The following is a 21698-nucleotide window of genomic DNA, read 5'->3' on the forward strand; positions in this document are numbered from 1 at the left end:
GGTCCGAAGACCGCCCCCCTTTATCTCAGCTCGCCTGCATGCGGCGGATCTTGTCGATCACCCGGTCGTAGTCTTCCTGGTAGCCGATCGGCTCGAAGAAGCGGCCCTTTTGGTCGAAGAGCAGCACCGAGGCCGAATGGTCCATGGTGTAGTCGCCATCTTCCAGCTCCACCTGCCGGGCATAGACCCGGAAGGCCTTGATCGCCTCGTCGATCTCGTCCCGCGAGCCCGAGACGCCGGTGACGCCCGGCGCCCAGGAGACATAGTCGCGCAGGGTGTCGACGTCGTCCCGCTCGGGGTCGACGGTGACGAAGTAGACGCGCAGCTGCTTGTCCTCGCCCAGGTCTTCCTGCCAGGTGGCAATGTCGCCCAGGGTGGTGGGGCAGACCTCGGGGCAATGGGTGAAGCCGAAGAACACCGCCGTATAGGCGCCCTTCAGGCTGTCTTCGGTGAAGGTGCCACCATCGGTCATCTGCAGCTCGTAGTCGCCGCGGCCCAGCTCGTCGGCCAGGGTACGGTTCAGCATCGGCTGGATCACCTTGAGGGCGGCAAAGGCGAGGATCGCCAGGGCAACGAGGCCCCAGAGCGCCAGCATCAGGCCCTTTCTGCTCATCTTGGGTACTCCTGTCTGAGTGGCGGCCCTGCGAGATGCAGGGCCGGGAGGGGTCTTAGTGGTCCATGTGCTCGTGGTCGCCATGGCCATGGGTCTTGGCATTCGGCGCGCCGATGGCCAGCGGCAGGGTCACGGTGCCGGCGGTCTCGAAGGTCAGGGTGACGTCAACCGTCTCGCCCTCGACCAGCGGCTGTTGCAGCTTCATGAACATCAGGTGGAAACCGCCGGGCTTCAGCTCGATGGTTTCGCCGGCGGGGATCTCGAGCCCGTCTTCGAGCTCTCGCATGCGCATCACGTCGCCTTCCATGGCCATCTCGTGGATCTCGGAATGGCCCGCAACCGCGGTTTCGACGGCGATCAGGCGGTCGGCGCTGTCGCCGTTGTTGGTGATGGTCAGGAAGCCGCCGCCGACAGGGGCATTGGGCAGCGTCGCGCGCGAGAAGCCATCCGAGAGGGTCAGCGCCCCCAGGGTGACGGGGCCCGCCTCTGCCTCCATGGCATGGCCCGCGTGGGCACCGTGGCCCGCGTGGTCATGGGCCATCGCGTCACCGGCCACCAGCTGCAGCTTGGGGGCGGGGTTCGCCACCTCGCCGCCGGAGGTATCGGTCCAGTCGGCCACCCCGTTGGCGCATTCCTGCACCGCGGGGAAATAGAGCGTGCTGCCCGTCTCGGCATTGGCGAAGCTGCCGCGCACGGTGAATTCATCGTACCAGCCGTCTTCCAGGTGGCCGCCGCTCCAGGTCACTTCGCGCACGCCCTCGGTCATCTTGGTGCCGTGGTTCATGTAGGGCGTCGCATAGGCGCCGGTGGTGGTGCTCAGCTCCCAGCCCGCCTTGGGCATCGGCTTCACGTTGTAGAAGCCCTCGGGGATGGTCAGGCGGACGGTATGGGTCGCCTCGCCTTCGCAGCCATGGGGCACGCGCAGGCTGATCTTGGTGGTCTCGCCCAGCGTGGCGCTGCGCTGATCCAGCGTGGCATGGGCCGAGGCGGAGCCTGCCATGGCGGTGGTGAGGGCAAGCGCGGTCAGAATGGTGGTTTTCATATCAGGTCTCTGTTCCTGCACGGGGGGCCGCTACGGGCCGTCGTGCCTATGGGTCGTGGCGCCCTGGGGCGCGGCGTGATGCTGCCGGTCGGTGCCGGTCAGCGGTTTCAGGCCAGGAACAGGGGGGGAGCGCGTGGGGTGTTGGCGCGGCGCGGCGGGGCCGCGGGCACCGGGGCAAGGCGCAGGGCCGGGCCCGCCAGGGCGAAGACCATGCGCGAGACGGCAGGCGCGATGCCAAGGGCCGGGCTCTCGGGCAGGGCATGGCAGAAGGGGCAGTGATGCGCATGTTGCGCCTCGGTGCCGTCGGCACAGATCGAGCCATTGCCCGGCTCCAGTGCCAGCACGCTGGAGGCGCGCGCGATCTCGTCCGCCGAGGGCGCCATATGCGCAGACGACAGCAGTGCCCCCCAGGCGAGGGTCAGCACCAGCAGGCAAAGAACGACAAGGCGGCGGGGCGCGGTCAGCATGGCTCTCTTCTAACCTGCGGCGCGCGACGGCGGAAGGGCCCGCCGCAGGCTGGAGCGATCTGCCGCAGGAGCGCCACCTGCCGAACCTATCCTTTCGGATAGGCCCCCTATCCCTTGTTCCGCCGCATGAGCCTGATGGTCAGGTGAAAATGGGCGCGGACTCGGGCACATAGGGCCTCAAGGAGCCAAGCTCTGACGGGGAGACCCGGAAGGCGAAGGCTCTGCGCCAAGGCGGCACTTCAGACCCCGCGAGGGGAAGCCTGCAAGGACCGTGTGGCGCGCTTGAGCCGGGTCGGCACAGCTGACACACACACACACCAAGCCCCGACCCGGCACCATGGGCTCCCGGACGCACTTTCGCGTTACCCACAAACGTTGTCCGGGACCCGGACCGACAGACGTCCCTCTGTCGGTCCGGACCCTATGGGTCCACTCCCCCCCCCATGATCTGCCGCATCTGCTTTCCATGCCCAGGGCTTTGCACTAGTTTGCGCCCGACAAGGACAATCCCCGAGCGCCCGTCGCGTCGGGGTCGGAGAAGCAGGGAGTGCCCCGATGGAGATGAGTGACAGCCGCGTGATCGCCGCGGACAAGGCAACGGTCTTTGCGGCATTGCTGTCGCCCGAGGTTCTGCAGGAATGCGTCCCCGGCGCGCAGGATGTGTCCGGCACCCCCGAAGAGGGTTTCGAGGCCACCGTCGTGCAGAAGGTCGGCCCGGTGAAGGCCACCTTCAAGGGCAAGGTCACGGTCAGCGAGATCACCGAGGGCGAGGCGCTGACGCTTTCAGGCGAAGGCAAGGGCGGCGCCGCGGGCTTCGCCAAGGGTCTGGCCAAGGTCTCCCTGGCCGAGGTCGAGGGGGGCACCGAGCTCAGCTACCAGGTCGAGGCCAAGGTCGGCGGCAAGCTGGCGCAACTCGGCTCTCGGGTGATCGACGGCTTTGCCAAGAAGATGGCGGATCAGTTCTTCACCCGCTTCCAGGAGGTGTTGGAAGGCCCCGCCGAGGATGCGGAAGAGGGCGAAGCCACCTCGGAAGCCGAGAAGAAGGGCTGGCTGAGCCGCCTGCGCCGCAGCTGACCGCCTGGGCTTGCCGGCCGGGGCTGGCGGGCTGGAGCGGCAGGTCAGGGCTGGCTGGCCGGACCCGCTGACAAGGCGAGGTCGCCCGGTCCGGACAGGGCCGGGCCGGCTGCCATCATGTGCATTGATGCGGGCGCTAACACACGGATGTGTGATATGGCACAGTGAAACCTCGCTGTGGCTGACCTATCTCTGCCAAGCGGTCTTGCATGCGACACCGCGCCGCGCGGGCCATTCCGGCCCGCCAGAAACCTCACCTCCAGGGAGAAGAGAATGTCCGCGATCCTTCAGATCCGCGACCTCCGGAAGGTCTATGACGGGGGTTTCGAGGCCCTCAAGGGCGTTACGCTTGATATCGAAGAGGGCGAGATCCTTGCCCTTCTGGGGCCCAACGGGGCCGGCAAGACGACCCTGATCTCGACGCTGTGCGGGATCACCGAACCCACGTCGGGCTCGGCCACCGTGGCCGGGTTCGACATCAAGACGCAGTACCGCCAGGCGCGCGAGCTGATCGGGCTGGTGCCGCAGGAAATCAACCTCGAGCCGTTTTCCTACGTCGGTGCCAACCTGCATTTCTCGCGCGGGCTCTTCGGCAAGCCCCGTGACGATGCCAAGGTCGAGGACGTGCTGCGCAAGCTGGCGCTCTGGGACAAGCGCGCCAACCGCGTGCGCGAGCTCTCGGGCGGGATGAAGCGCCGGGTGCTGATCGGCAAGGCGCTGGCCCACGAGCCGCGGGTGCTGTTCCTCGACGAACCGACCGCGGGCGTCGACGTGGCCCTGCGCAAGGAGATGTGGGACGTGGTGGCCGATCTGAAGGCCGCGGGCGTCACCATCATCCTGACCACCCACTACATCGAAGAGGCCGAGGCCATGGCCGACCGCGTCGCGGTGATCCGCGGCGGCGAGATCCTGATGGTCGAAAAGACCGCCGACCTGATGAGCCGCCTGGGCCGCAAGGAGCTGACGGTCGAGCTGCGCGAGCCGCTGACCGAGGTGCCCGCCGCCCTGTCGGATTATGATCTGCAGCTCTCCGCGGACGGGACGGCGCTGACCTACAGCTACGACACCCAGGCCGAGCGCACGGGCATCGCCGGCCTGATGCGGGCCTTCACCGATGCCGGCATCGTGCTGAAAGACCTGCACACCAGCCAGAGTTCCCTGGAAGACATCTTTGTCGACCTCGTGGAAGAAGGAGCAGACACATGAACCTGCGTGCCATCCAGGCCATCTACGTCAACGAGATGTCGCGGTTCTTCCGCACCATCCTGCAGAGCTTCGTCTCTCCGGTGATCTCGACCTCGCTCTACTTTGTCGTCTTCGGCGCCGCCATCGGCTCCCGGATCCAGGAGGTCGAGGGGGTCACCTACGCGGCCTTCATCGTGCCGGGCCTGGTGATGCTGTCGGTGATCATGCAGTCGATCTCCAACGCCAGCTTCGGGATCTACTTCCCGAAATTCGTCGGTACCTTCTTCGAGCTCCTCTCGGCGCCGGTGAACTTCCTGGAGATCGTCATCGGCTTCGTCGGGGCCGCAGCGACCAAGGCGCTGTTCATCGGGGCCGTGATCCTGGGCACGGCGGCGGTCTTCGTCGACCTCCAGATCCAGCATCCCTTTGCCATGGTGGCCTTCCTCGTGCTGACCTGCCTCGCCTTCTCGCTGATGGGTTTCATCATCGGCATCTGGGCCAAGAACTTCGAGCAGCTGCAGCTGGTCCCGCTGCTGATCGTCACGCCGCTGGTCTTCCTCGGCGGGTCCTTCTACTCGACGACCATGCTGCCCGAGTTTTGGCAGAAGGTGACACTGTTCAACCCGGTGCTCTACCTGATCTCGGGCTTCCGCTGGGCCTTCTTCGGCATCGCCGACGTGCCCGTGGGCTGGAGCCTGCTGGCCATCGCCGCCTTCTTCGGGATCTGCCTGCTGATCGTGGCGCGGATCTTCCAGACCGGCTGGCGGCTGCGCGACTGACCTGTCGCGCCACCCGGCCGTGACAGGTGGAAGGGGAGGGGGCTCTGCCCCCCGCGCTGCGCGCTCCCCCCGGAGTATTTCTGGCCTGGTGATGAGAAAGGGGCGCCCCATCGAGGGCGCCCTACTTTTTTCAGGGGGATCAAGCGCCCCTGGTCAAGGGAAGGAGCCTCTCGGGAGGGCGCGCGCTGCCTCATCACCAGGCTGAAAATACTCCCGCCGGAGGCGGCCTCAGGAGCCGGCGTGGAAATGGTCGTAGATGGCTTCTGCCAGGCTGTCGGAGATCCCGTCGACGGCCTTCAGGTCCTGCAGCCCCGCCCGGCTGACCGCCTTGGCAGAGCCGAAATGGGCCAGCAGCGCGCGCTTGCGGGTGGCGCCGACGCCGGGCACCTCGTCCAGCGGGTTGGCCATGTTGGACTTGGCGCGCTTGGCCCGGTGGGTGCCGATGGCGAAACGGTGCGCCTCGTCACGCATGCGCTGGACGAAGTAGAGCACCGGGTCGTTCATCTTCAGGGCGAAGGGGCGCTGACCGGGGCGGTGGAATTCCTCCTTGCCGTGGTCGCGGTCGACGCCCTTGGCGACGCCGACCATGGGCAGGTCGGGCACGCCCATCTCGTCGAGAATCTGCTGCACCGCCGAGACCTGGCCCGCGCCGCCGTCGATCAGCAGCAGGTCCGGCCACATGCCGTTCTGGCGGTCTGGGTCTTCCTTCAGCAGGCGCTTCAGGCGGCGGGTCAGGACCTCTTTCATCATGCCGAAGTCATCGCCCGGCACCAGGTCTTCGCCCTTGATGTTGAACTTGCGGTACTGCGATTTCAGGAAGCCCTCGGGCCCGGCGACGATCATCCCGCCGACCGCATTGGTGCCCTGGATATGCGAGTTGTCGTAGACCTCGACCCGCTCGGGGGTCTTCTCGAGGCCGAAGGCCTCGGCCAGGCCTTTCAGCAGCTTCGTCTGCGTCGCGCTTTCGGCCATGCGGCGGCCCAGGCTTTCGCGCGCGTTGCGCGCGGCAGAGGCGATGAGCTCGGCCTTCTCGCCGCGTTGCGGGACCAGGAGCTCGACCTTGCGGCCGGCCTTCTCGGAGAGGGCTTCTTCCATCAGGTCGGCGTTCTCGATGCCATGTGACAGCAGGATCTGCCGGGGCGGCTCCTTGGTGTCGTAGAACTGGCCGAGAAAGGCTTCCAGCACCTCTGCCTCCGAGACATCGACCCCGGCGCGGGGGTAGAAATCCTGGTTGCCCCAGTTCTGGTTGGCGCGGATGAAGAAGACCTGCACGCAGGCCTGGCCGCCTTCCATGTGCAGCGCGACGATATCGGCCTCGGCGGTGGAGCGCGGGTTGATGCCCTGGCTGCTCTGCACCTGGGTCAGCGCCTTGATCCGGTCCCGCAGGGCCGCGGCGCGTTCAAATTCCATCTCGTCGCTGGCGGCCTGCATCTCGGCGGCCAGCTTCTCCTGCACATCCGTGGAGCGGCCCTGCAGGAAACGCTCGGCATCGGCGACGGTGGCGGCGTAATCCGCCTCGGAGATGTAGCCGACGCAGGGCGCGGAACAGCGCTTGATCTGGTAGAGCAGGCAGGGCCGCGAGCGACCCTCGAAGACGCTGTCGGTGCAGTTGCGCAGCAGGAAGACCCGTTGCAGCTGGTTGAGCGTCCGGTTCACCGCGCCGGCGCTGGCGAAGGGGCCGTAGTAGGCGCCCTTGGGCTTGCGCGCGCCGCGATGTTTGCGGATCTGGGGGAAGGCATGATCCTTCGCCACCAGGATATCCGGGAAGCTCTTGTCGTCGCGCAGCAGCACGTTGTAGCGCGGTTTCAGCTGCTTGATCAGGTTCTGTTCCAGCAGCAGCGCTTCGGTTTCCGTACGCGTGGTGAGGAACATCATCCGCGCGGTCTCGCGGATCATCCGGGCGATCCGGCCGCTGTGCCCCGAGGGCCGCGCGTAGTTCGAGACCCGCGCCTTTAGGTTGCGCGCCTTGCCGACGTAAAGCACCCGGCTTTCGGAATCGAGCATCCGGTAGACGCCGGGAGAGCTGTCGAGAAGCGGCAGGTAGGAGGCGATCAGCGCATGGCCCGAGAGCCCGGAGGCCGGGGCCGCTTCGCTCTCTTCGATGTCATTTTCCTGGCTCATGCGATTCCGTCTCGATTCTCACTCTGGCTGCAAATTTCCACCCGCCGTGACAAGAGAAAAGCTGTCCCCGCTTTCTGTGGATAAGTCAGGGGATAGGATTTTGACACCCGGAAAAAACCCTTGTTTCGTGGTGCTTTCCTTGACCTGACCAAAATTTGTGCGCTTTTTCAAGCTATTGATTTTGCTCGAAAAAATTAATGAGTTAAGTCAAGCGACTGAAAACATTAAGCTTTTGGTAACGGCTTTGTAAACGCGTTGTGACAGGTGCAAAAGTCTTCTCGGTTGGGACTACTCGACGCCCTGAACATCCGGGGTGCGCCAGCCAAGATGCTGTCCGCCATCGGTGCAAATCAGCTGTCCGGTGACCCCTTTCGCGCCCAGGAAATAGCGCAGCGCGCCGCAGATATCCTCGGCGTTGGAGCCGCGCTCCAGCACCGTGTTGCGGCGCTGTGCGGCGAAATGGGCATCGCTCTGGCGGGCGCCCTGCAGGGTCGGACCGGGACCGATGGCATTTACACGTACTGCGGGAGCAAGCGCCTGCGCCGCGGTCTGGGTAAAGGCCCAGAGGCCCAGCTTCGAGATCGTGTAGGACATGAACTCGGGCGTCAGCTTGTGGACGCGTTGATCCAGCATCTGCACCACCAGACCATGGGCCAGCGGTTCTCCGCGCTCGTCGGTGCCGGCGGCGGGGGCCTGGGCGGCGAAGAGCTGGGTCAGCAGGAAGGGCGCGCGCAGGTTGGCTTCCATGTGGCGGTCCCAGGAAGCGCGGCTGGCGGTGCGGATATTGTCGTAGTCGAAGGCCGAGGCATTGTTAATCAGGCAGGTCAGCGGTCCGCCGAGCGCCTCCGAGGCGAGACCGATCAGCGGCTCTACCTCGGCCTCGCTGGTCAGGTCGGCCTGCAGGGTGGTCGCCTGGCGCCCCATACCGCGGATCAGGCCCGCGACCTCTTCGGCCGCCTCGGCGGAGCCGTGGTAGTGGATGGCAACGTCATGCCCTTCCTCGGCCAGGGTCAGGGCCATGGCCCGGCCCAGACGGCGGCCCGCTCCGGTGACAAGGGCCTTCTTCGCGGGAACAGGGGACATCTGGAAACCTCCGGATCAGCTCAGGACAACGAATACGTAGGCGACATATAGCGCCGAAAGGACAATGCCCCAGAGCCGATTGATGTCACGGCCCAGGAACACGAAGGGGATCAGCAGCAGCGAGGCGCCGAGCATGACGGCGAAGTCGAACTGCAGCTCGGGCATGTCCACGGGGATCTTCGCAAAGAGCGAGGTCACGCCGATGATGGCCAGCAGGTTGAACAGGTTCGAGCCGATGACATTGCCAAGCGCCACGTCCGCCTGGCGGCGCAGCGCGGCCATGACCGTGGTCGCCAGCTCGGGCAGCGAGGTGCCGAGCGCCACGAGGGTCAGGCCGATCACGGTTTCGCTGATGCCGTAGTCGCGGGCGATCTCCGAGGCGCTGTCGACCAGGATCGAGGCACCGAAGGGCAGGCCCACGAGGCCCAGAACGAGGTAGAGGATCACCTTCCACCAGGGCATGTGCGGATCAGCGCCCTCGATCTCTTCCAGCTCGTCGTCATCCGCGGCAGCGCAGGCGCCCGCACCGGCACCGTCGCGGCGGTGGCGCAGCGCCTCGCGGCCCTGGTCCATCAGGATCAGCGCCAGCACCGACAGCAGCACCACGCCGGACAGGAGGTCGAACTGGCCGCGCAGGGCCAGGAGCAGGAACAGCAGCGTGCCGCCGATCATCACCACGAAGCTCTTGCGGGTCTCGCAGGTGCCGGTGTGCATGGTCGCCAGGATTGCCGGGATGCCCAGCACCAGCAGGATATTGGCGGTGTTCGAGCCCACCACGTTGCCAAGCGCCAGGCCGGGCTTGTCCTGCGCGGCGGCCTTGAGCGAGATCAGGAGCTCGGGCGCCGAGGTACCGAAGGCCACGATGGTCAGGCTGACCAGCAGGGCGGGGATACCCACCCGAAGCGCCAGGTTGACGGCGCCGCGCACCAGCATGTCGCCTGCCAGCAGCAGGATGACGAGGCCAAGCGCAACCATGAGCCAGACGAGCATTTACGGGTTAACTCCTATTCACTTTTCGTTTGCCGGAGCAGGGGCAGGGCCCCTTGCCGATCCGGTGGCGCCCGCATTTGGGACATTTCGCCTGACCCGGCTTGCGCAGGCCCTTGCCGCCGGGCAGCCGCAGCTTGCCGAACATGGCCAGCACGGCCATGGCCGCAAGGAAGAGGGTCACGACTTTGAGGATCATCTGGTCCGGGCTGCCCGTTGACGCATTCTCAGAGGCCGAAGCGGGCGAAAGCGGCCCGCTCCTCGATCATTGCCAGGGGGTCGCCCAGGATGGACATGCCGATGCGTTGCAGCAGGCCCCGCTTGCGGCCGCCGTAGCGGCGCAGCTTGACGTCCTTGCCATAGCGCTCCTTCAGCACGGGCACCAGGTGGCCGATGCCGTCGGCCAGGCCCATCTCGACCGCGCTGCGGCCCAGCCAGACCCGGCCCGAGAAGAGCTCGGGGTCGGATTTAAGCTTGTCGCCGCGACGGCCTTTGACCTGCGCGATGAAATTGCCGTGGATCTCGTCCAGCAGGCCCTTCAGGCGCTCGACATCCTCTTCCTTCTCGGGCTGGAAGGGGTCAAGCATGCTCTTGCTTTCGCCGGCGGTGTAGACGCGGCGCTCGATCCCCTGGCGGGCCAGGAAGACATGGGCACCGAAGCCCGAGGAGATGACCCCGATCGAGCCCAGGATCGAGCTCTCGTCGGCCAGGATCTCGTCGGCGCTACAGGCCAGCCAGTAGCCGCCCGAGGCCGCGACATCCTCGACGAAGGCGATGACGGGGACCTTTTTCTCTTCGGCCAGCCGCCGGATCTGCGCCGCGATCAGCGCGCTCTGCACCGGCGAGCCGCCGGGAGAGTTGATCGACAGGGCGACGGCGGCGGGTTTGCCGCGTTTGAAGGCGCGCTCGATGGTGGAGGACAGGGCCTCCTCGCTCAGCGGGCCGCGGGGACCGGAAGCGATCATGCCGCTCAGCCTGATGACCGCGACGGTAGCGCCGCGTTTCGCGAAGGGATTCCAGAAAGCCATGTTCGGGATGTAAGGCGCGGGCCTGCGGCAGGCAAGGCTGCAGCGGCGGCAAAAACGCCCTTGCCGTTTCGTCTGCCGGTTGCCGCGCCGTGACCTCGGGGCCCCGGACTGCCGCAACGCGCCGCCCGAGAGGCCCCAGAGCTGCAATCTTGCTTTCCCAGCGTTCAAAGGCAGGCTAGGAGAGAGCCATGCAAATGACCCTGCCCAATATCCTGACAATCCTGCGACTGCTGGCCTCGCCCGGCATGGCGCTGTGTTTCCTGTTGCTGCCGCGACCCGCTGCCGATGCCGCCGCGCTGGCGCTCTTCGTGCTGGCCTCGCTCACCGACTACGTCGACGGCCAGCTGGCGCGGGCCTGGAACCAGGTCTCGAAGCTGGGCGCCATGCTGGACCCGATTGCCGACAAGGCGATGGTGGTGATCGCGCTCATGGTGCTGGCCCATGTCTCGTCCCTGTCCGAGGCCCTGATCCTGCCCGCCGCGCTGATCCTATTCCGAGAGGTCTTCGTCTCGGGGCTGCGCGAATACCTGGGCGAAACGGCGGGGCTGCTGAAGGTGACCAAGCTGGCCAAGTGGAAGACCACGGCGCAGATGGTGGCAATCGCGGTGCTGCTGGTGCAGGGGCTGGCCGAGCAATACCTTGGCGCGGCGCTCTTCGGTCTCGACAACGGCATGGTCGAGGGTATGCTGACCGGCGAACATGCGGATGAGGCAGGCCTGCGCGGGCTCTTCCTGATCCACGACCTCGCCGGCTGGGCCGGTCTGGCGTTGATCTGGATCGCCGCGGCGCTGACCGTGATCACCGGGGCGGATTACTTCCTGAAGGCCCGCCCGCATCTGCGCGACGACGACAGCGCGGGTTGAGGGCAGGGCCCTTCGACCGCCCGGATAGCTCAGAGCGAGGTCCCATGCAGATCCTCTATTTCGCCTGGATCAGGGAACGGATCGGCCTGCCGAAAGAGCAGGTCCGCACCGATGCCACGACGGTCAACGAGCTGGTGGCCGAACTGGCCGCCCGTGAAGAGCGCTATGCGCTGGCCTTCTCCGATCTCAAGGCCATCCGCGTGGCCCTGGATCAGGAGCTCTCGGACTTCGATGCCCCCCTGGACGGTGTGCGCGAAGTGGCCTTCTTCCCGCCGATGACGGGGGGCTGAACATGGCCAGCCCGGATATCCGCGTCCAGGAGGCAGCCTTCGATCCCGGCGCCGAGCTCTCGGCCTTCACGCCGCTGGCGGCGCAGGCCGGCGCAGGCGCCGTGGTCAGCTTCACCGGGTTGGTGCGCGACCTGGCCGGCGGCCTGTCGCGGATGGAGATCGAGCATTACCCCGGCATGACCGAGAAGGCGCTGCGCAAGATCGCCGAAGAGGCCACCACCCGCTGGGAGCTGGGGCCGGTGCTGATCCTGCACCGCTATGGTGCCATGGCACCGGAAGAGCCGATCATGATGGTGGCCACCGCCTCGCCGCGCCGCCGTGCGGCCTTCGAGGCGGCCGACTTTCTCATGGATTTCCTGAAAAGCCGGGCCCCCTTCTGGAAGAAGGAAAGCACCGACGCGGGCGAAAGCTGGGTCGAGGCCAAGCCCGAGGACGAAGACGCCCTGTCGCGCTGGCGCTGACCCCTGAACCTGCGCGGCGAGGGGGGGGGCGCCTTCGCGGGGGCATCGAGCCCCCTTGCAGGCGGGGGGCAGGGCCCCCGGTCGCGCAGGTGAAAGCGCGGCTCTTTCCATTCGACGGCTGAAATTACACCGGGGGTGCGGGCGCGAAACCCCCGCCTGCCTCCACGTCCGGGCGGGCGTCAGCCCGGCTGGTGGGTGCGCTCGATGTAGGCGCGCAACTCTTCGGCCTCGTGGCGGGCTTCGCGCAGACCCTCCATGGCCGCCGAGAGCTCGGCCTCGGTCTGGGACAGCTGGTTGGTCAGCTCGGCCTCGCGCTGCTGCAGATAGGTGATGGCCTGGTCGCGGGTCTCTTCCGCCTCGTGCAGCTCCTGGGCCATGCGTTCCAGCTCGCCCACGTCAGCCGTCGACACCCGCGTGAAGCGGTGGATCAGCCAATAGGCAAACCAGCCCAGGCAAAACGCCACGAAGAGAATGATCGCCGTGGCAATGATGAATTCGGTCCTGTTCACCCGTCTGTCCCCGTTCCTGGCGCCGGGCTCTCGTGGCCCGACAACCTGTCTTGTGCCGTGCGCGGGGCAGAAGCGCCCCCGCTCGGATTAATTCCCGCCCGTGCCCGCAACGGCTTCGGCAATGGCCTGGGCGCTTTCCAGAACCCCGGCGGCAGCATCCGCAGGCGCGGTGTTCTCGTCCTCGGAAGGGGCCGCGTCAGAGCCCTCGTCTTCCGAAGCCGCTTCGGTCTCGGTGCCCTCATCCTGGCTCGCGGAGTCCGCCTCGGAGGCCTCCTCTGCGCTGGCCGTATCGTTCCCGTCGGCAGCCTCGTCCCCCGAGCCCGCCTCTGCCGCAGCTTCGCCGCTTGCGTCCTGCTCTTCAAGGGCCTCTGCACCGTCCGAGCCGGCGCTGGCGTCCGAGGCGTCCTCTTTCCCCTCATCGGCCTCTGCATCGCTCCCCGCATCGGCATCGGCATCGGCGTCTATCAGGCGGAACTCGATGCGGCGGTTGGCCTCGCGGCCCTCCTCGGTGCCGTTGTCGGCAATGGGCTGGCTCTCGCCATAGCCCTGGGCGACGAAGGTGCGTGTCAGCACCCGGCGCAAGCGCAGCTCGTTCAGGATCGCCTGGGCGCGCTGCTGGCTGAGGTTGAGGTTCATCTCTTCGCGGCCCTGGCTGTCGGTGTGGCCACCAATCTCAAGCGCCAGGTTGGGGCATTCCTTCAGTACCTCGGCCATCTGGTCCAGCAGGTCCAGGCTGTCGGAGGCAACATTGGTCGAGCCCGGCTCGAAGTTGATCTTGGCGCCATCGTCCTGGATCGCCTGCAGGTTGGCCAGGCATTCCTCGGGCGTCGGGATCGAGGCGACCGGGTCCAGTTTCTCCTGGTAGGTGACCTCGATGGCATAGGTCTCGGCATTGCCCAGCTTCTCGCCCAGGAGGCGCGCGATCTGGTCGGAGGCCTCGGCATTGCCGGTATTGCCGCGCACCGACACCTCGTCGGGGGTCACGGTGACCGCACCATTGGAGAGCTGCGACAGCGCGTCGAGCGCGGTCAGTACCCGCAGCGGCCAGGTCTCGGGCAGGCCTTCTTCGAGGCGGGCGGCGGAATAGACGTTCTCCGAGCCGAAGCGGGCGCGGGCCAGGCTTTCCACGGCGCGCTTGGTCAGCTCGTCGCCCAGGCGGCCCCGGATCTGCAAGAGACCCTCGGGGCTGAGCGTGGCGAGGAACTCGGGCGGGCCTTCGGCCTCGGCATCGGGCACCTCGGGCAGCACCGCATGCAGGGCGTAGACCTCGGGGAGGGTGTTCTCCAGCGTGCCCACGACCTCGTCGAAGAGCGCGGGGTCGGTCCCCTCGGCGGCGATCAGGCTGATATCGGCATCCGAGAAGCTGACGGTGCCGCCGCCGAGGCGGCCAAGCGCCCGGATCGACTGGGCGCTGGCATCGGCCCAGTCCGACGAGGGCACGCCGAGGCCGATCAGGCAGCCGGCGGTGGCCGGCGCGCCCAGGGCGCGGGCGCTGTCGAGGATGGTCTTGCGGGCAGCTTCGGTGTCGGCGGTGCAGGCGTCGAACCGGGCGCCGTCCTCGTCCAGCACGAAACGCAGGGTGTAGGGGGCCACGATGGGACGCGGGGCAGAGATGTCGAGGTTCAGGGCGATCTCGGTGCCGGCGTCGCGGGTCAGCTCCGATTGCAGCCGGCGTCGCTCTTCGGTGCTCTGGCTCATCGCGGTGATCGAGACGGTATTGGCGGTCAGGGAGATCTTCGACTGCGGCAGCAGGCGCAGCGCGTCCAGCGCGTAGTCCACCGTGTCGCCCCAGCCCTCGGGCACCGGGTAATCGGCGGTCTGCAGCAGGTCAGAGACCTCCGCGACGCCGCGCAGCTTCTGGGCGCGTTCGACCAGGCCATCGCGGTCGTATTGCATGGGGATCAGGCCGATTAGCGACAGCTCGGGGCCGTTGCGCAGAATCTCGACCGAGAAACGCGGCGGAGCGATGCCGGTGCGCGACTGCACCTCCATGCGGTCGATCACCCGCGAGGCATCGACCACGGTGCTGGCCACCGACTTGGCCGAGAAGCGCCGCGCCTCGGTCGGTGCCACGCCCGAGAGCACCACCTGCAGGCCATCGGCCGCAACCTCTGCCCAGCTCAACCCGTTGTCGTCCAGCGCATGGCGCACGGAGATCTCGGAATTGTCCTCGATCATGCTGACCGCGAAACCCGCGGCCACGAGGCTCCCGGCGGCGGCGGCCAGGAACGAGCCGGCGAGGATGGCGATGGCAGAGAGGCGCATGTGTTATCTTGGGTCGTTTCTGTTCTAGGGATCTGTAGACGGGCGGGTCATCCTTGGCAATCAGACCAGGAAGGCGGCGGCGAAAAATGGCAAGGGCAGCAGGCCTGCGTTCCGATTGGACCGGAAAAGCATCAGTAGCCGGTCCATGTCCTGGTCGTCGTAGCGCCGGAGCTGCCAGAACATGTGCATCCCCATGGCCCAGGGCCCCATGAGCGCCAGCACCAGACCCAGCGGGCTGGCCTGGGGCAGCAGGGCACCGATCACCACCAGACCCATCAGGGCCACGGTGGCGACCAGGAAGCGCGCCAGCCAGGCGGGCGTGCGCTCCATGAAGAGCCGGGCGGTGGACTTCACCCCGATCAGAGCGTCGTCCTCCTTGTCCTGGTGGGCATAGATGGTGTCGTAGAACAGCGTCCAGCCGATGCCTGCAAGATAGAGCACCAGGGGTGGCCAGGACAGGCTTTCCGCATGTGCCGCCCAGCCCAGGATGGCGCCCCAGTTGAACGCGAGCCCCAGGAAGATCTGCGGCCACCAGGTAAAGCGCTTGGCAAAGGGATAGATGCAGACCGGCGCCAGCGAGACCACCCCCAGCAGGATGGCCAGCGGCGGGAAGGTCAGCAGGATCGCGAAGGCCACCAGCGCCTGCGCCACCATCCAGGCCACCGCCTGCTTCACCGAGACCTGCCCCGAGGGGATGGGCCGCGAGCGCGTGCGCTCGACCATGCCGTCGAAGTTGCGGTCGGTGATGTCGTTCCAGGTGCAGCCCGCGCCGCGCATCAGCCAGGCGCCGGCGCCGCAGCCGGCGAAGATCCACAGGTCCGACAGGCGCGGGTCGCCACCTGCGGCGATGGCCAGGAAGAGGCTCCACCAGCAGGGCAGCAGCAGAAGCCAGGTGCCGATCGGCCGGTCGGCGCGCGACAGGCGCAGGTAGGGGCGGGACCAGGCGGGGGCTAGCCGGTCGACCCAATTGCCCTTCACCGCGTCCGAGACCTGGCCCGCCTTCGGGCCGCTCTCTTGCTCTGGCATCGCAGGTTCGCTGGTCATATGTAGGTCCCATGGATATGGCGAAGATCAGGCTCTGTGTAGAGCACCCGCTGGGGGAAGGGCAAACCGTTCCGCTCGAGCGCGACCAGGCGCATTACCTCTTCGGGGTGATGCGGCTGACCGAGGGCGCCGCCGTGGCGCTCTTCAACGGGCGTGACGGAGAGTGGCAAGCCGAGGTCACCAGCGCCGGCAAGCGCGGCGGGGTGCTGACCTGCCGCAGCCAGTCGAAGCCCCAGGGCGCGCCGCCGGACCTGTGGCTGCTTTTTGCCCCGATCAAGAAGGCGCGCACCGATTTCATCGTCGAGAAGGCCGCCGAGATGGGGGCCGCGCGGATCTGTCCCGTGCAGACCGATTTCACCAATGCCGAGCGTATCCGCCGTGACCGCCTGCAGGCCCATGCGGTCGAGGCCGCCGAGCAATGCGGCGGCACCTACGTGGCCGAGGTCGATGACCTCGCCCGCCTTGACCGCCTGCTTTCGGACTGGCCCGAGGACCGCCAGCTGATGTTCTGCGACGAGGCCTTCGCCGAGGCTTCCTATGGCACGCCCGACGGGGCGCCGCGCAAGCTCTCGGATGCGCCGAAGGGCCCCTGGGCGGTGCTGATCGGGCCCGAGGGCGGGTTCTCTCCGGCAGAGCGCAAGCGGCTGCACAACCACCCCAATGCCTGGCCGGTCCAGCTTGGCCCCCGCATCCTGCGCGCCGATACGGCGGCGGTGGCGGCGCTGGCGCTCTGGCAGGCGACCCTGGGGGACTGGGGATGATCCGCGAAGCCGCGCCCGCCGATATCCCCGCGATGGAGGCCTTCCTGTCGCGCCACCCCGAGACCTCGATGTTCCTGCGCAGCAATATCGCGGCGCAGGGGGTGGGGCAGACCGAGCATCCCTATTCCGGCGATTACCTGATCTGGCCCGCAGAGGGGCCGATCCGCGCCATCTTCGGGATCTCCGGCCGGGGCTTCCTGATGCTGCAATGTCCGGGACAGGAGCGGGAGGCCTTCGATGCCGCAGCGGCCCATTTCGCCGGTCGCCACATGCGCGGCCTGACCGGGGAGGCCGGCCAGGCGCGGGCCTATCTGGACGCGCTCGGGCTGACGGCGCAGATCGAGCGCAACGAGGTTGAACCGCTCTACAGCCTCGACCTGGCCGATCTGCCGGAGGTGCCCGGAAAGCTGCGCGCGCCGGAGCCCGGCGACGAGGCCCTGCTGACCCGTTGGTTCCGCGCCTACATCGCCGATACCGGTCTCGCCCCCGCCGATCCCGGCGAGGCGCAGGAGGAGGCCGAACGCCGTGCGCGCGATGTGATCGCGGGCTCTCCGCCATGCCGTCTGATGATCGAGGATGGCCAGCCGGTCGCCATGGCGGCGCTCAATGCCGAGGTGGCCGACGTGGTGCAGGTCGGCGGCGTCTACGTCCCGCGCGAGACCCGCAATCGCGGGCTGGGCCGCAGGGTCACCGCGCTGCTGCTGGCGCAGGCGCGGGAGTCAGGTGCCCGGCTGGCGCTGCTCTTTGCCGCCAACCCCGCTGCCGCGCGGGCCTACGAGGGCATCGGTTTCCGGCGCATCGGCGACTACCGCGTCGCCATGCCGGACCGGGTGCTGACCATTCCCGGCGGGGTCTCCGCATGATCCGCCCAGAGGCCCAGGGTCAGATCGCCCGTTGGCGCGAAGCGCTTCTGGGCGTGGCGGTGACCGCGCTTGGCCTCTGGGGCGTGGTGGCGACCCATGGCTATATTCCCTGGCTCTCGGGGGTGCTGGCGCTTCTCGGGGCCGCGATCACCTTTGCCGGCATCCAGCGGGCGCGGTTCCGCAATGACGCCGGTGGCGTCGGCGTGGTGAAGGTGGACGAGGGCCAGATCGCCTATTTCGGGCCTTTCACCGGCGGCGCCGTCGCCCTGACCGAGATCCACCGCCTGACGCTCGAGACGGCCACCAACCCGCCCTCCTGGCGGCTGGCCCAGCATGGCCAGCCCGACCTGCTGATCCCGCTGGATGCCGAAGGCGCCGATGCGCTCTTCGATGTCTTCGCCGCGCTGCCGGGGCTCAGGACCCAGAAGCTTGTGGGCGAGGTGCAGCGCGCCGCCGCCTCGGAGGCACCTCACCCTGTCGTGATCTGGGATCGCGCCCGGTTGCGCCTGCATTGACACCCGGCTGAAATCGGCCCAGACCTAACCTCTCCTGCCCCTGCCGGGCGCCCCGATCACGACCCGACCAGTTAGCCGACGGAGACCCTTCCCATGTCCATCCCCCAATCGGGCGGCGGCCCCATCGAGCGGCACGAGCAGCTGGCGGAATACCTCGCGGAGGGCTGCAAGCCCCGCGAAGACTGGCGCATCGGCACCGAGCACGAGAAATTCGGCTACTGCAAGGACAGCCTGAAGCCGCTGCCCTACGACGGCGAGCGCTCTATCCACGCGGTCCTGTCGGGCCTGCGCGACCGCTACGGCTGGGCGCCGGTGGAAGAGGGCGGCAAGCTGATCGGTCTGCAGAAGGATGGCGCCAATGTCTCGCTCGAGCCCGGCGGCGCGCTGGAACTCTCGGGCGCTCCGCTCGAGACCATCCACCAGACCTGCGACGAGGTGAACGAACACCTGAAGGAAGTGAAGAGCATCGCCGACGAGATCGGCGTGGGCTTCATTGGCCTCGGTGCCGCGCCGACCTGGAGCCATGAGGAAATGCCCCTCATGCCGAAGGGCCGCTACAAGCTGATGGATGCCTACCAGAGCCGCGTCGGCACCACCGGCACCACCATGATGCGGCGCACCTGCACCGTGCAGGTGAACCTGGATTTCGGCTCGGAAGCGGACATGGTGCAGAAGATGCGCGTGGCGCTGGCGCTGCAGCCCGTGGCCACGGCGCTCTTTGCTAATTCGCCCTTCTTCGAGAACAAGCCCAACGGGATGAAGTCCTACCGTTCCTGGGTCTGGCGCCACATGGACGCGGCACGCACCGGCATGCTGCCCTTCGTCTTCGACGAGGGTTTCGGCTTCGAGGCCTGGGCCGAGTATGCGCTGGATGTGCCGATGTACTTCGTCTACCGCGACGGCAAGTATGTCGATGCCCTGGGCCAGAGCTTCCGCGACTTCCTGAAGGGCGAGCTGCCCGCGCTGCCGGGCGAGAAGCCCACGCTGTCGGACTGGGCGGACCATCTGACCACCGCCTTCCCCGAGGCGCGGCTGAAGAAATTCATCGAGATGCGCGGCGCCGATGGTGGCCCATGGCGCCGTCTCTGCGCGCTGCCCGCCTTCTGGGTCGGGCTGATGTACGACCAGGGCGCGCTGGATGCCGCCTGGGATCTGGTCAAGGACTTGACCGCGCCGCAGCGCGAGGCCCTGCGCGTCGCCGCGGCCGACCAGGGTCTGCAGGGCAAGGTCGACGGCATCGACATGCATGACCTGGCCCGCCAGGTTGTCGAGATCGCCGAAGCCGGCCTGAAGGCCCGCGCCCGCCCCGGAGCGGGCGGCCTGATCCCCGATGAGACACATTTCCTCAACGCTCTGAAGGAAAGCATTGAAAGCGGGCTTGTGCCGGCGGACGAGCTTCTGGAAAGATACAGGGGCGAATGGGGCGGGGATATCTCCCGCATCTTCGGCGAATTCAGCTACTGAACGCGGGCCCGGATCGCCTCCGGCCCCGCGAGGGGCAAGAGGGGATACGATGCGACATTTCATGATCCGGGCCTTCGAGATCCTGATCCTGCTGATCTGCGGGGTCTCGGCGCTGCTCGTGCTGGCGGCGACGACGCTGCTGGTGGCCAACAATGCATCGCTCTCGCAGTTCGGGATCAGCGGCTATGCCCCCGACCGGCCGAATTATGTCTGGGTGGAAGCGGCGATCCTGATGGGGGCGGGCTTCGGCACGATCATCCTTGTCGGCGGTGGCGCCCTGACCCTGACCGGGATCTATCGCAAGCTGACGAAGCTGGTCGAGCTGGTGGACGCCACCCCGGTGGACTGAGGCCACCGGGCGTGAGGCACCCGGACGGGCAGCCGTCTCAGCCCTTCTTGCCGCCGATGCGGGGCTCTTCGCCCTTCAGCAGGCGGCGGATATTGGCGGCATGGCGGATGAAGATCAGCACCGCCAGGGCCAACGCCCAGAGCACCGCCTGGGGCCGGTCCAGCGCCCAGAGCCAGACAGGCATCGCCGCCGCCGCCGTCAGCGCGGAAAGCGAGGAGATGCGGAAGACCAGCGCCATCACCAGCCAGGTTGCGCAGGCCGCAAGGCCCGCGGGGAAGTAGAAGGCCAGCAGCGTGCCCAGGAAGGTCGCCACGCCCTTGCCGCCCCTGAAGCCCAGCCAGACCGGGAAGCAATGGCCGAGGAAGGCCGCGAAGCCCGCCAGCTGCACTGCGTCCTCTCCGGCCAGCGCGCGGGCGATCAGCACCGCCGCCGCGCCCTTGCCGCTGTCCAGCACCAGGGTCAGCAGCGCCGCCAGCTTGTTGCCGGTGCGCAGCACGTTGGTCGCCCCGATATTGCCCGAGCCGATCTGGCGCAGGTCGCCCAGCCCGAAGAGACGGGCGATGACGATGCCGAAGGGAACCGAGCCCAGCAGGTAGCCCAGCCCGCCGGCCATGAGCAGCGTGAGCGCGGAAGAGGTGATCTCAGGCAGCATTCAGGGGCTCTCCGTGAACCTGTTCGCCGCCAACGAAGGTGGCGCGCACGCGGCCCTGCATCCGGGCCGAATCGAAGGGGGTGTTCTTGGATTTTGACAGCAGCTTGAAGCGATCCAGCACGAAGGGCGCATGGGGGTCGAAGAGCACGAGGTCCGCAGGCGCGCCAGCCGCCAGGCGTCCCGTTTCCAGCCCGAGGCGTTTCGAGGGGTTCAGCGACAGCGCGCGGAACAGCACCGGTAGGGTCAGGTCGCCCGCATGGACCAGCCGCATGGCCGCCGGAAGCAGCGTCTCGAGCGCCACGGCACCGCTGGCCGCTTCCTCGAAGGGCAGGCGCTTGCTTTCCTCGTCCTGCGGCGTGTGCATCGAGCTGATGATGTCGATCAGGCCCGAGGCCACGGCCTCGACCACCGCCTGGCGGTCCTCTTCGGCGCGCAGGGGCGGCTTGACCTTGAAGAAGGTCCGGTAGTCGGAGACGTCGTATTCGTTCAGTGTCAGGTGGTGGATCGAGACCCCGGCGGTGACATCCAGCCCGTTCTTCTTGGCGCGTTCCAGCGCGGGCAGCGCGCGGGCGGTGGTCACCTGGTCGAAGTGGTAGCGCGCGCCGGTCATCTCGAGCAGCGAGACATCGCGGTCGATGCCCATGCGCTCGGCCATGGGAGAGACCGCCGAGAGGCCCTTCAGCGCCGCGAACTTGCCCGAGGTGGCGCAGGCGCCTTTCGACAGGCCCGGCTCCTGGATATGGCCCAGCACCAGCGCGCCGCGGGCCTTGGCGTAGGTCAGGGCGCGTTGCAGCACCTTGGTGTCGGTGACCACGCGGTCACAATCGGTGAACGCCACGGCGCCCGCGTCCATGAGGAAGCCGATCTCGGTCATCTCGCGCCCCTCGCGGGCCTTGGTCAGTGCGGCCATGGGCAGCACGCGGACCGGGGCGTCCTCTCGGGCACGGCGGGTGACGAATTCCAGCGTCTCGGGATTGTCGATGGCGGGGGTGGTGTCGGGACGGGTGACGATGGTGGTCACGCCGCCTGCCGCCGCCGAGCGCCCGGCGGTGCCGAAGCTTTCCTTGTGGCGCTCGCCCGGCTCGCAGACCTTGACGCCGATGTCGACGATGCCCGGCGCCAGGCACTTGCCAGCGCAATCCAGCACCGCATCAGCCTTGGCCGCCTCTGCCCGCGCGCCGGTTGCGAGGATGCGCCCCTCGCCGATGAGCAGGCTGCCGGGGCTTTCGGTGCCCGCTTCGGGGTCGATCAGGATGGCATTGGTCAGAAGCGTGGTGGTCATC

At 67.6% G+C, this 21698-nt stretch carries 24 protein-coding genes; 11 read left to right on the top strand and 13 right to left on the bottom strand.

Translation table 11 applies throughout. From position 1 onward, the window contains the following. Window positions 1–25 precede the first annotated feature (25 nt). From CRO50_RS08940 to CRO50_RS08950, 3 genes are all read right to left on the bottom strand, one after another. Window positions 26–613 carry an SCO family protein gene (locus CRO50_RS08940; protein ID WP_097145560.1) on the bottom strand — a complete coding sequence of 196 codons (588 nt, stop codon included), beginning with the start codon at window positions 611–613 and terminating at the stop codon, window positions 26–28. 55 nt (window positions 614–668) lie between these two features. After that, the gene (locus CRO50_RS08945) at window positions 669–1655 is read right to left on the bottom strand and encodes a DUF1775 domain-containing protein (RefSeq protein WP_097145561.1); all 987 of its coding nucleotides are present in this window, start codon (window positions 1653–1655) and stop codon (window positions 669–671) included. A gap of 107 nt (window positions 1656–1762) precedes the next feature. Beyond that, on the bottom strand, window positions 1763–2122 hold the full coding sequence (locus CRO50_RS08950; RefSeq protein ID WP_097145562.1) for a hypothetical protein: 360 nt from the start codon (window positions 2120–2122) through the stop codon (window positions 1763–1765). Window positions 2123–2677: 555 nt separating this feature from the next. On the opposite strand from CRO50_RS08950, the gene CRO50_RS08955 reads away from it, so the two are divergent. The 3 genes from CRO50_RS08955 to CRO50_RS08965 all read left to right on the top strand — a co-directional run bounded on the left by CRO50_RS08955 (window position 2678) and on the right by CRO50_RS08965 (window position 5160). Further along, window positions 2678–3196, top strand: a complete 519-nt coding sequence (locus CRO50_RS08955) for an SRPBCC family protein (protein WP_097145563.1) — start codon at window positions 2678–2680, stop codon at window positions 3194–3196. A gap of 273 nt (window positions 3197–3469) precedes the next feature. After that, window positions 3470–4402 (top strand): ABC transporter ATP-binding protein, encoded by a 933-nt coding sequence (locus CRO50_RS08960; RefSeq protein WP_097145564.1) that lies wholly within the window; start codon window positions 3470–3472, stop codon window positions 4400–4402. Then, entirely contained in the window at window positions 4399–5160 is a 762-nt protein-coding gene (locus CRO50_RS08965; protein ID WP_097145565.1) for an ABC transporter permease, read from the top strand. Before CRO50_RS08960 ends, CRO50_RS08965 begins: the two co-directional genes overlap by 4 nt. Window positions 5161–5388: 228 nt before the next feature. Here the strand turns inward: CRO50_RS08965 and uvrC are convergent, their stop codons facing one another. The 5 genes from uvrC to CRO50_RS08990 form a co-directional block, all read right to left on the bottom strand. Continuing rightward, window positions 5389–7281, bottom strand: a complete 1893-nt coding sequence (uvrC, locus tag CRO50_RS08970; RefSeq protein ID WP_097145566.1) for an excinuclease ABC subunit UvrC — start codon at window positions 7279–7281, stop codon at window positions 5389–5391. A gap of 288 nt (window positions 7282–7569) precedes the next feature. Further along, window positions 7570–8364, bottom strand: coding sequence for an SDR family oxidoreductase (locus CRO50_RS08975; RefSeq protein WP_097145567.1), 795 nt, complete (start codon window positions 8362–8364; stop codon window positions 7570–7572). Window positions 8365–8379: 15 nt separating this feature from the next. Further along, window positions 8380–9354: a calcium/sodium antiporter gene (locus CRO50_RS08980; RefSeq protein WP_097145568.1), complete on the bottom strand. Its 975-nt coding sequence runs from the start codon at window positions 9352–9354 to the stop codon at window positions 8380–8382. A 7-nt stretch (window positions 9355–9361) separates the two neighbouring features. Then, window positions 9362–9550, bottom strand: a complete 189-nt coding sequence (locus tag CRO50_RS08985) for a hypothetical protein (RefSeq protein WP_097145569.1) — start codon at window positions 9548–9550, stop codon at window positions 9362–9364. Between the two features lie 28 nt (window positions 9551–9578). After that, on the bottom strand, window positions 9579–10379 hold the full coding sequence (locus tag CRO50_RS08990; RefSeq protein ID WP_097145570.1) for a S49 family peptidase: 801 nt from the start codon (window positions 10377–10379) through the stop codon (window positions 9579–9581). 188 nt (window positions 10380–10567) lie between these two features. On the opposite strand from CRO50_RS08990, the gene pgsA reads away from it, so the two are divergent. The 3 genes from pgsA to CRO50_RS09005 are packed head-to-tail and all read left to right on the top strand — an operon-like array spanning window position 10568 to window position 11993. After that, window positions 10568–11242 carry a CDP-diacylglycerol--glycerol-3-phosphate 3-phosphatidyltransferase gene (gene pgsA, locus CRO50_RS08995; RefSeq protein ID WP_097145571.1) on the top strand — a complete coding sequence of 225 codons (675 nt, stop codon included), beginning with the start codon at window positions 10568–10570 and terminating at the stop codon, window positions 11240–11242. A gap of 44 nt (window positions 11243–11286) precedes the next feature. Further along, window positions 11287–11532, top strand: coding sequence for a molybdopterin converting factor subunit 1 (gene moaD, locus CRO50_RS09000; protein WP_097145572.1), 246 nt, complete (start codon window positions 11287–11289; stop codon window positions 11530–11532). Between the two features lie 2 nt (window positions 11533–11534). Beyond that, window positions 11535–11993 carry a molybdenum cofactor biosynthesis protein MoaE gene (locus tag CRO50_RS09005; RefSeq protein WP_097145573.1) on the top strand — a complete coding sequence of 153 codons (459 nt, stop codon included), beginning with the start codon at window positions 11535–11537 and terminating at the stop codon, window positions 11991–11993. Between the two features lie 179 nt (window positions 11994–12172). Here the strand turns inward: CRO50_RS09005 and CRO50_RS09010 are convergent, their stop codons facing one another. The 3 genes from CRO50_RS09010 to ubiA all read right to left on the bottom strand — a co-directional run bounded on the left by CRO50_RS09010 (window position 12173) and on the right by ubiA (window position 15811). Then, window positions 12173–12502: a hypothetical protein gene (locus tag CRO50_RS09010; protein WP_097145574.1), complete on the bottom strand. Its 330-nt coding sequence runs from the start codon at window positions 12500–12502 to the stop codon at window positions 12173–12175. Between the two features lie 87 nt (window positions 12503–12589). Beyond that, on the bottom strand, window positions 12590–14767 hold the full coding sequence (locus CRO50_RS09015; protein WP_097145575.1) for an OmpA family protein: 2178 nt from the start codon (window positions 14765–14767) through the stop codon (window positions 12590–12592). 60 nt (window positions 14768–14827) lie between these two features. Beyond that, the gene (ubiA, locus tag CRO50_RS09020; protein ID WP_179747240.1) at window positions 14828–15811 is read right to left on the bottom strand and encodes a 4-hydroxybenzoate octaprenyltransferase; all 984 of its coding nucleotides are present in this window, start codon (window positions 15809–15811) and stop codon (window positions 14828–14830) included. 11 nt (window positions 15812–15822) lie between these two features. Here ubiA and CRO50_RS09025 point away from each other — a divergent pair, with 11 nt between their 5' ends. The 5 genes from CRO50_RS09025 (at window position 15823) to CRO50_RS09045 (ending at window position 19763) form a co-directional block, all read left to right on the top strand. Next, window positions 15823–16572, top strand: coding sequence for a 16S rRNA (uracil(1498)-N(3))-methyltransferase (locus CRO50_RS09025; RefSeq protein ID WP_097145576.1), 750 nt, complete (start codon window positions 15823–15825; stop codon window positions 16570–16572). Next, the gene (locus CRO50_RS09030) at window positions 16569–17435 is read left to right on the top strand and encodes a GNAT family N-acetyltransferase (RefSeq protein ID WP_097145577.1); all 867 of its coding nucleotides are present in this window, start codon (window positions 16569–16571) and stop codon (window positions 17433–17435) included. The genes CRO50_RS09025 and CRO50_RS09030 overlap by 4 nt, the downstream gene beginning before the upstream one ends. Further along, a complete protein-coding gene (locus tag CRO50_RS09035; protein ID WP_097145578.1) occupies window positions 17432–17950 on the top strand; it encodes a hypothetical protein in 519 nt (172 codons plus the stop codon). Before CRO50_RS09030 ends, CRO50_RS09035 begins: the two co-directional genes overlap by 4 nt. Window positions 17951–18043: 93 nt before the next feature. After that, a complete protein-coding gene (locus tag CRO50_RS09040; protein WP_097145579.1) occupies window positions 18044–19414 on the top strand; it encodes a glutamate--cysteine ligase in 1371 nt (456 codons plus the stop codon). Between the two features lie 49 nt (window positions 19415–19463). After that, the gene (locus CRO50_RS09045) at window positions 19464–19763 is read left to right on the top strand and encodes a hypothetical protein (RefSeq protein ID WP_097145580.1); all 300 of its coding nucleotides are present in this window, start codon (window positions 19464–19466) and stop codon (window positions 19761–19763) included. Window positions 19764–19800: 37 nt separating this feature from the next. On the opposite strand, the gene plsY is transcribed toward CRO50_RS09045, so the two are convergent. Together plsY and pyrC are read right to left on the bottom strand one after the other, a co-directional pair. Further along, a complete protein-coding gene (gene plsY / locus CRO50_RS09050) occupies window positions 19801–20412 on the bottom strand; it encodes a glycerol-3-phosphate 1-O-acyltransferase PlsY (protein ID WP_416061078.1) in 612 nt (203 codons plus the stop codon). Next, a complete protein-coding gene (gene pyrC / locus CRO50_RS09055; protein WP_097145582.1) occupies window positions 20405–21697 on the bottom strand; it encodes a dihydroorotase in 1293 nt (430 codons plus the stop codon). Before pyrC ends, plsY begins: the two co-directional genes overlap by 8 nt. Between the last annotated feature and the right edge of the window lies 1 nt (window position 21698).

The sequence above is a fragment of the Pseudooceanicola antarcticus genome (assembly GCF_900215355.1).
GTDB classification, from domain to species: Bacteria; Pseudomonadota; Alphaproteobacteria; order Rhodobacterales; family Rhodobacteraceae; genus Pseudooceanicola; species Pseudooceanicola antarcticus.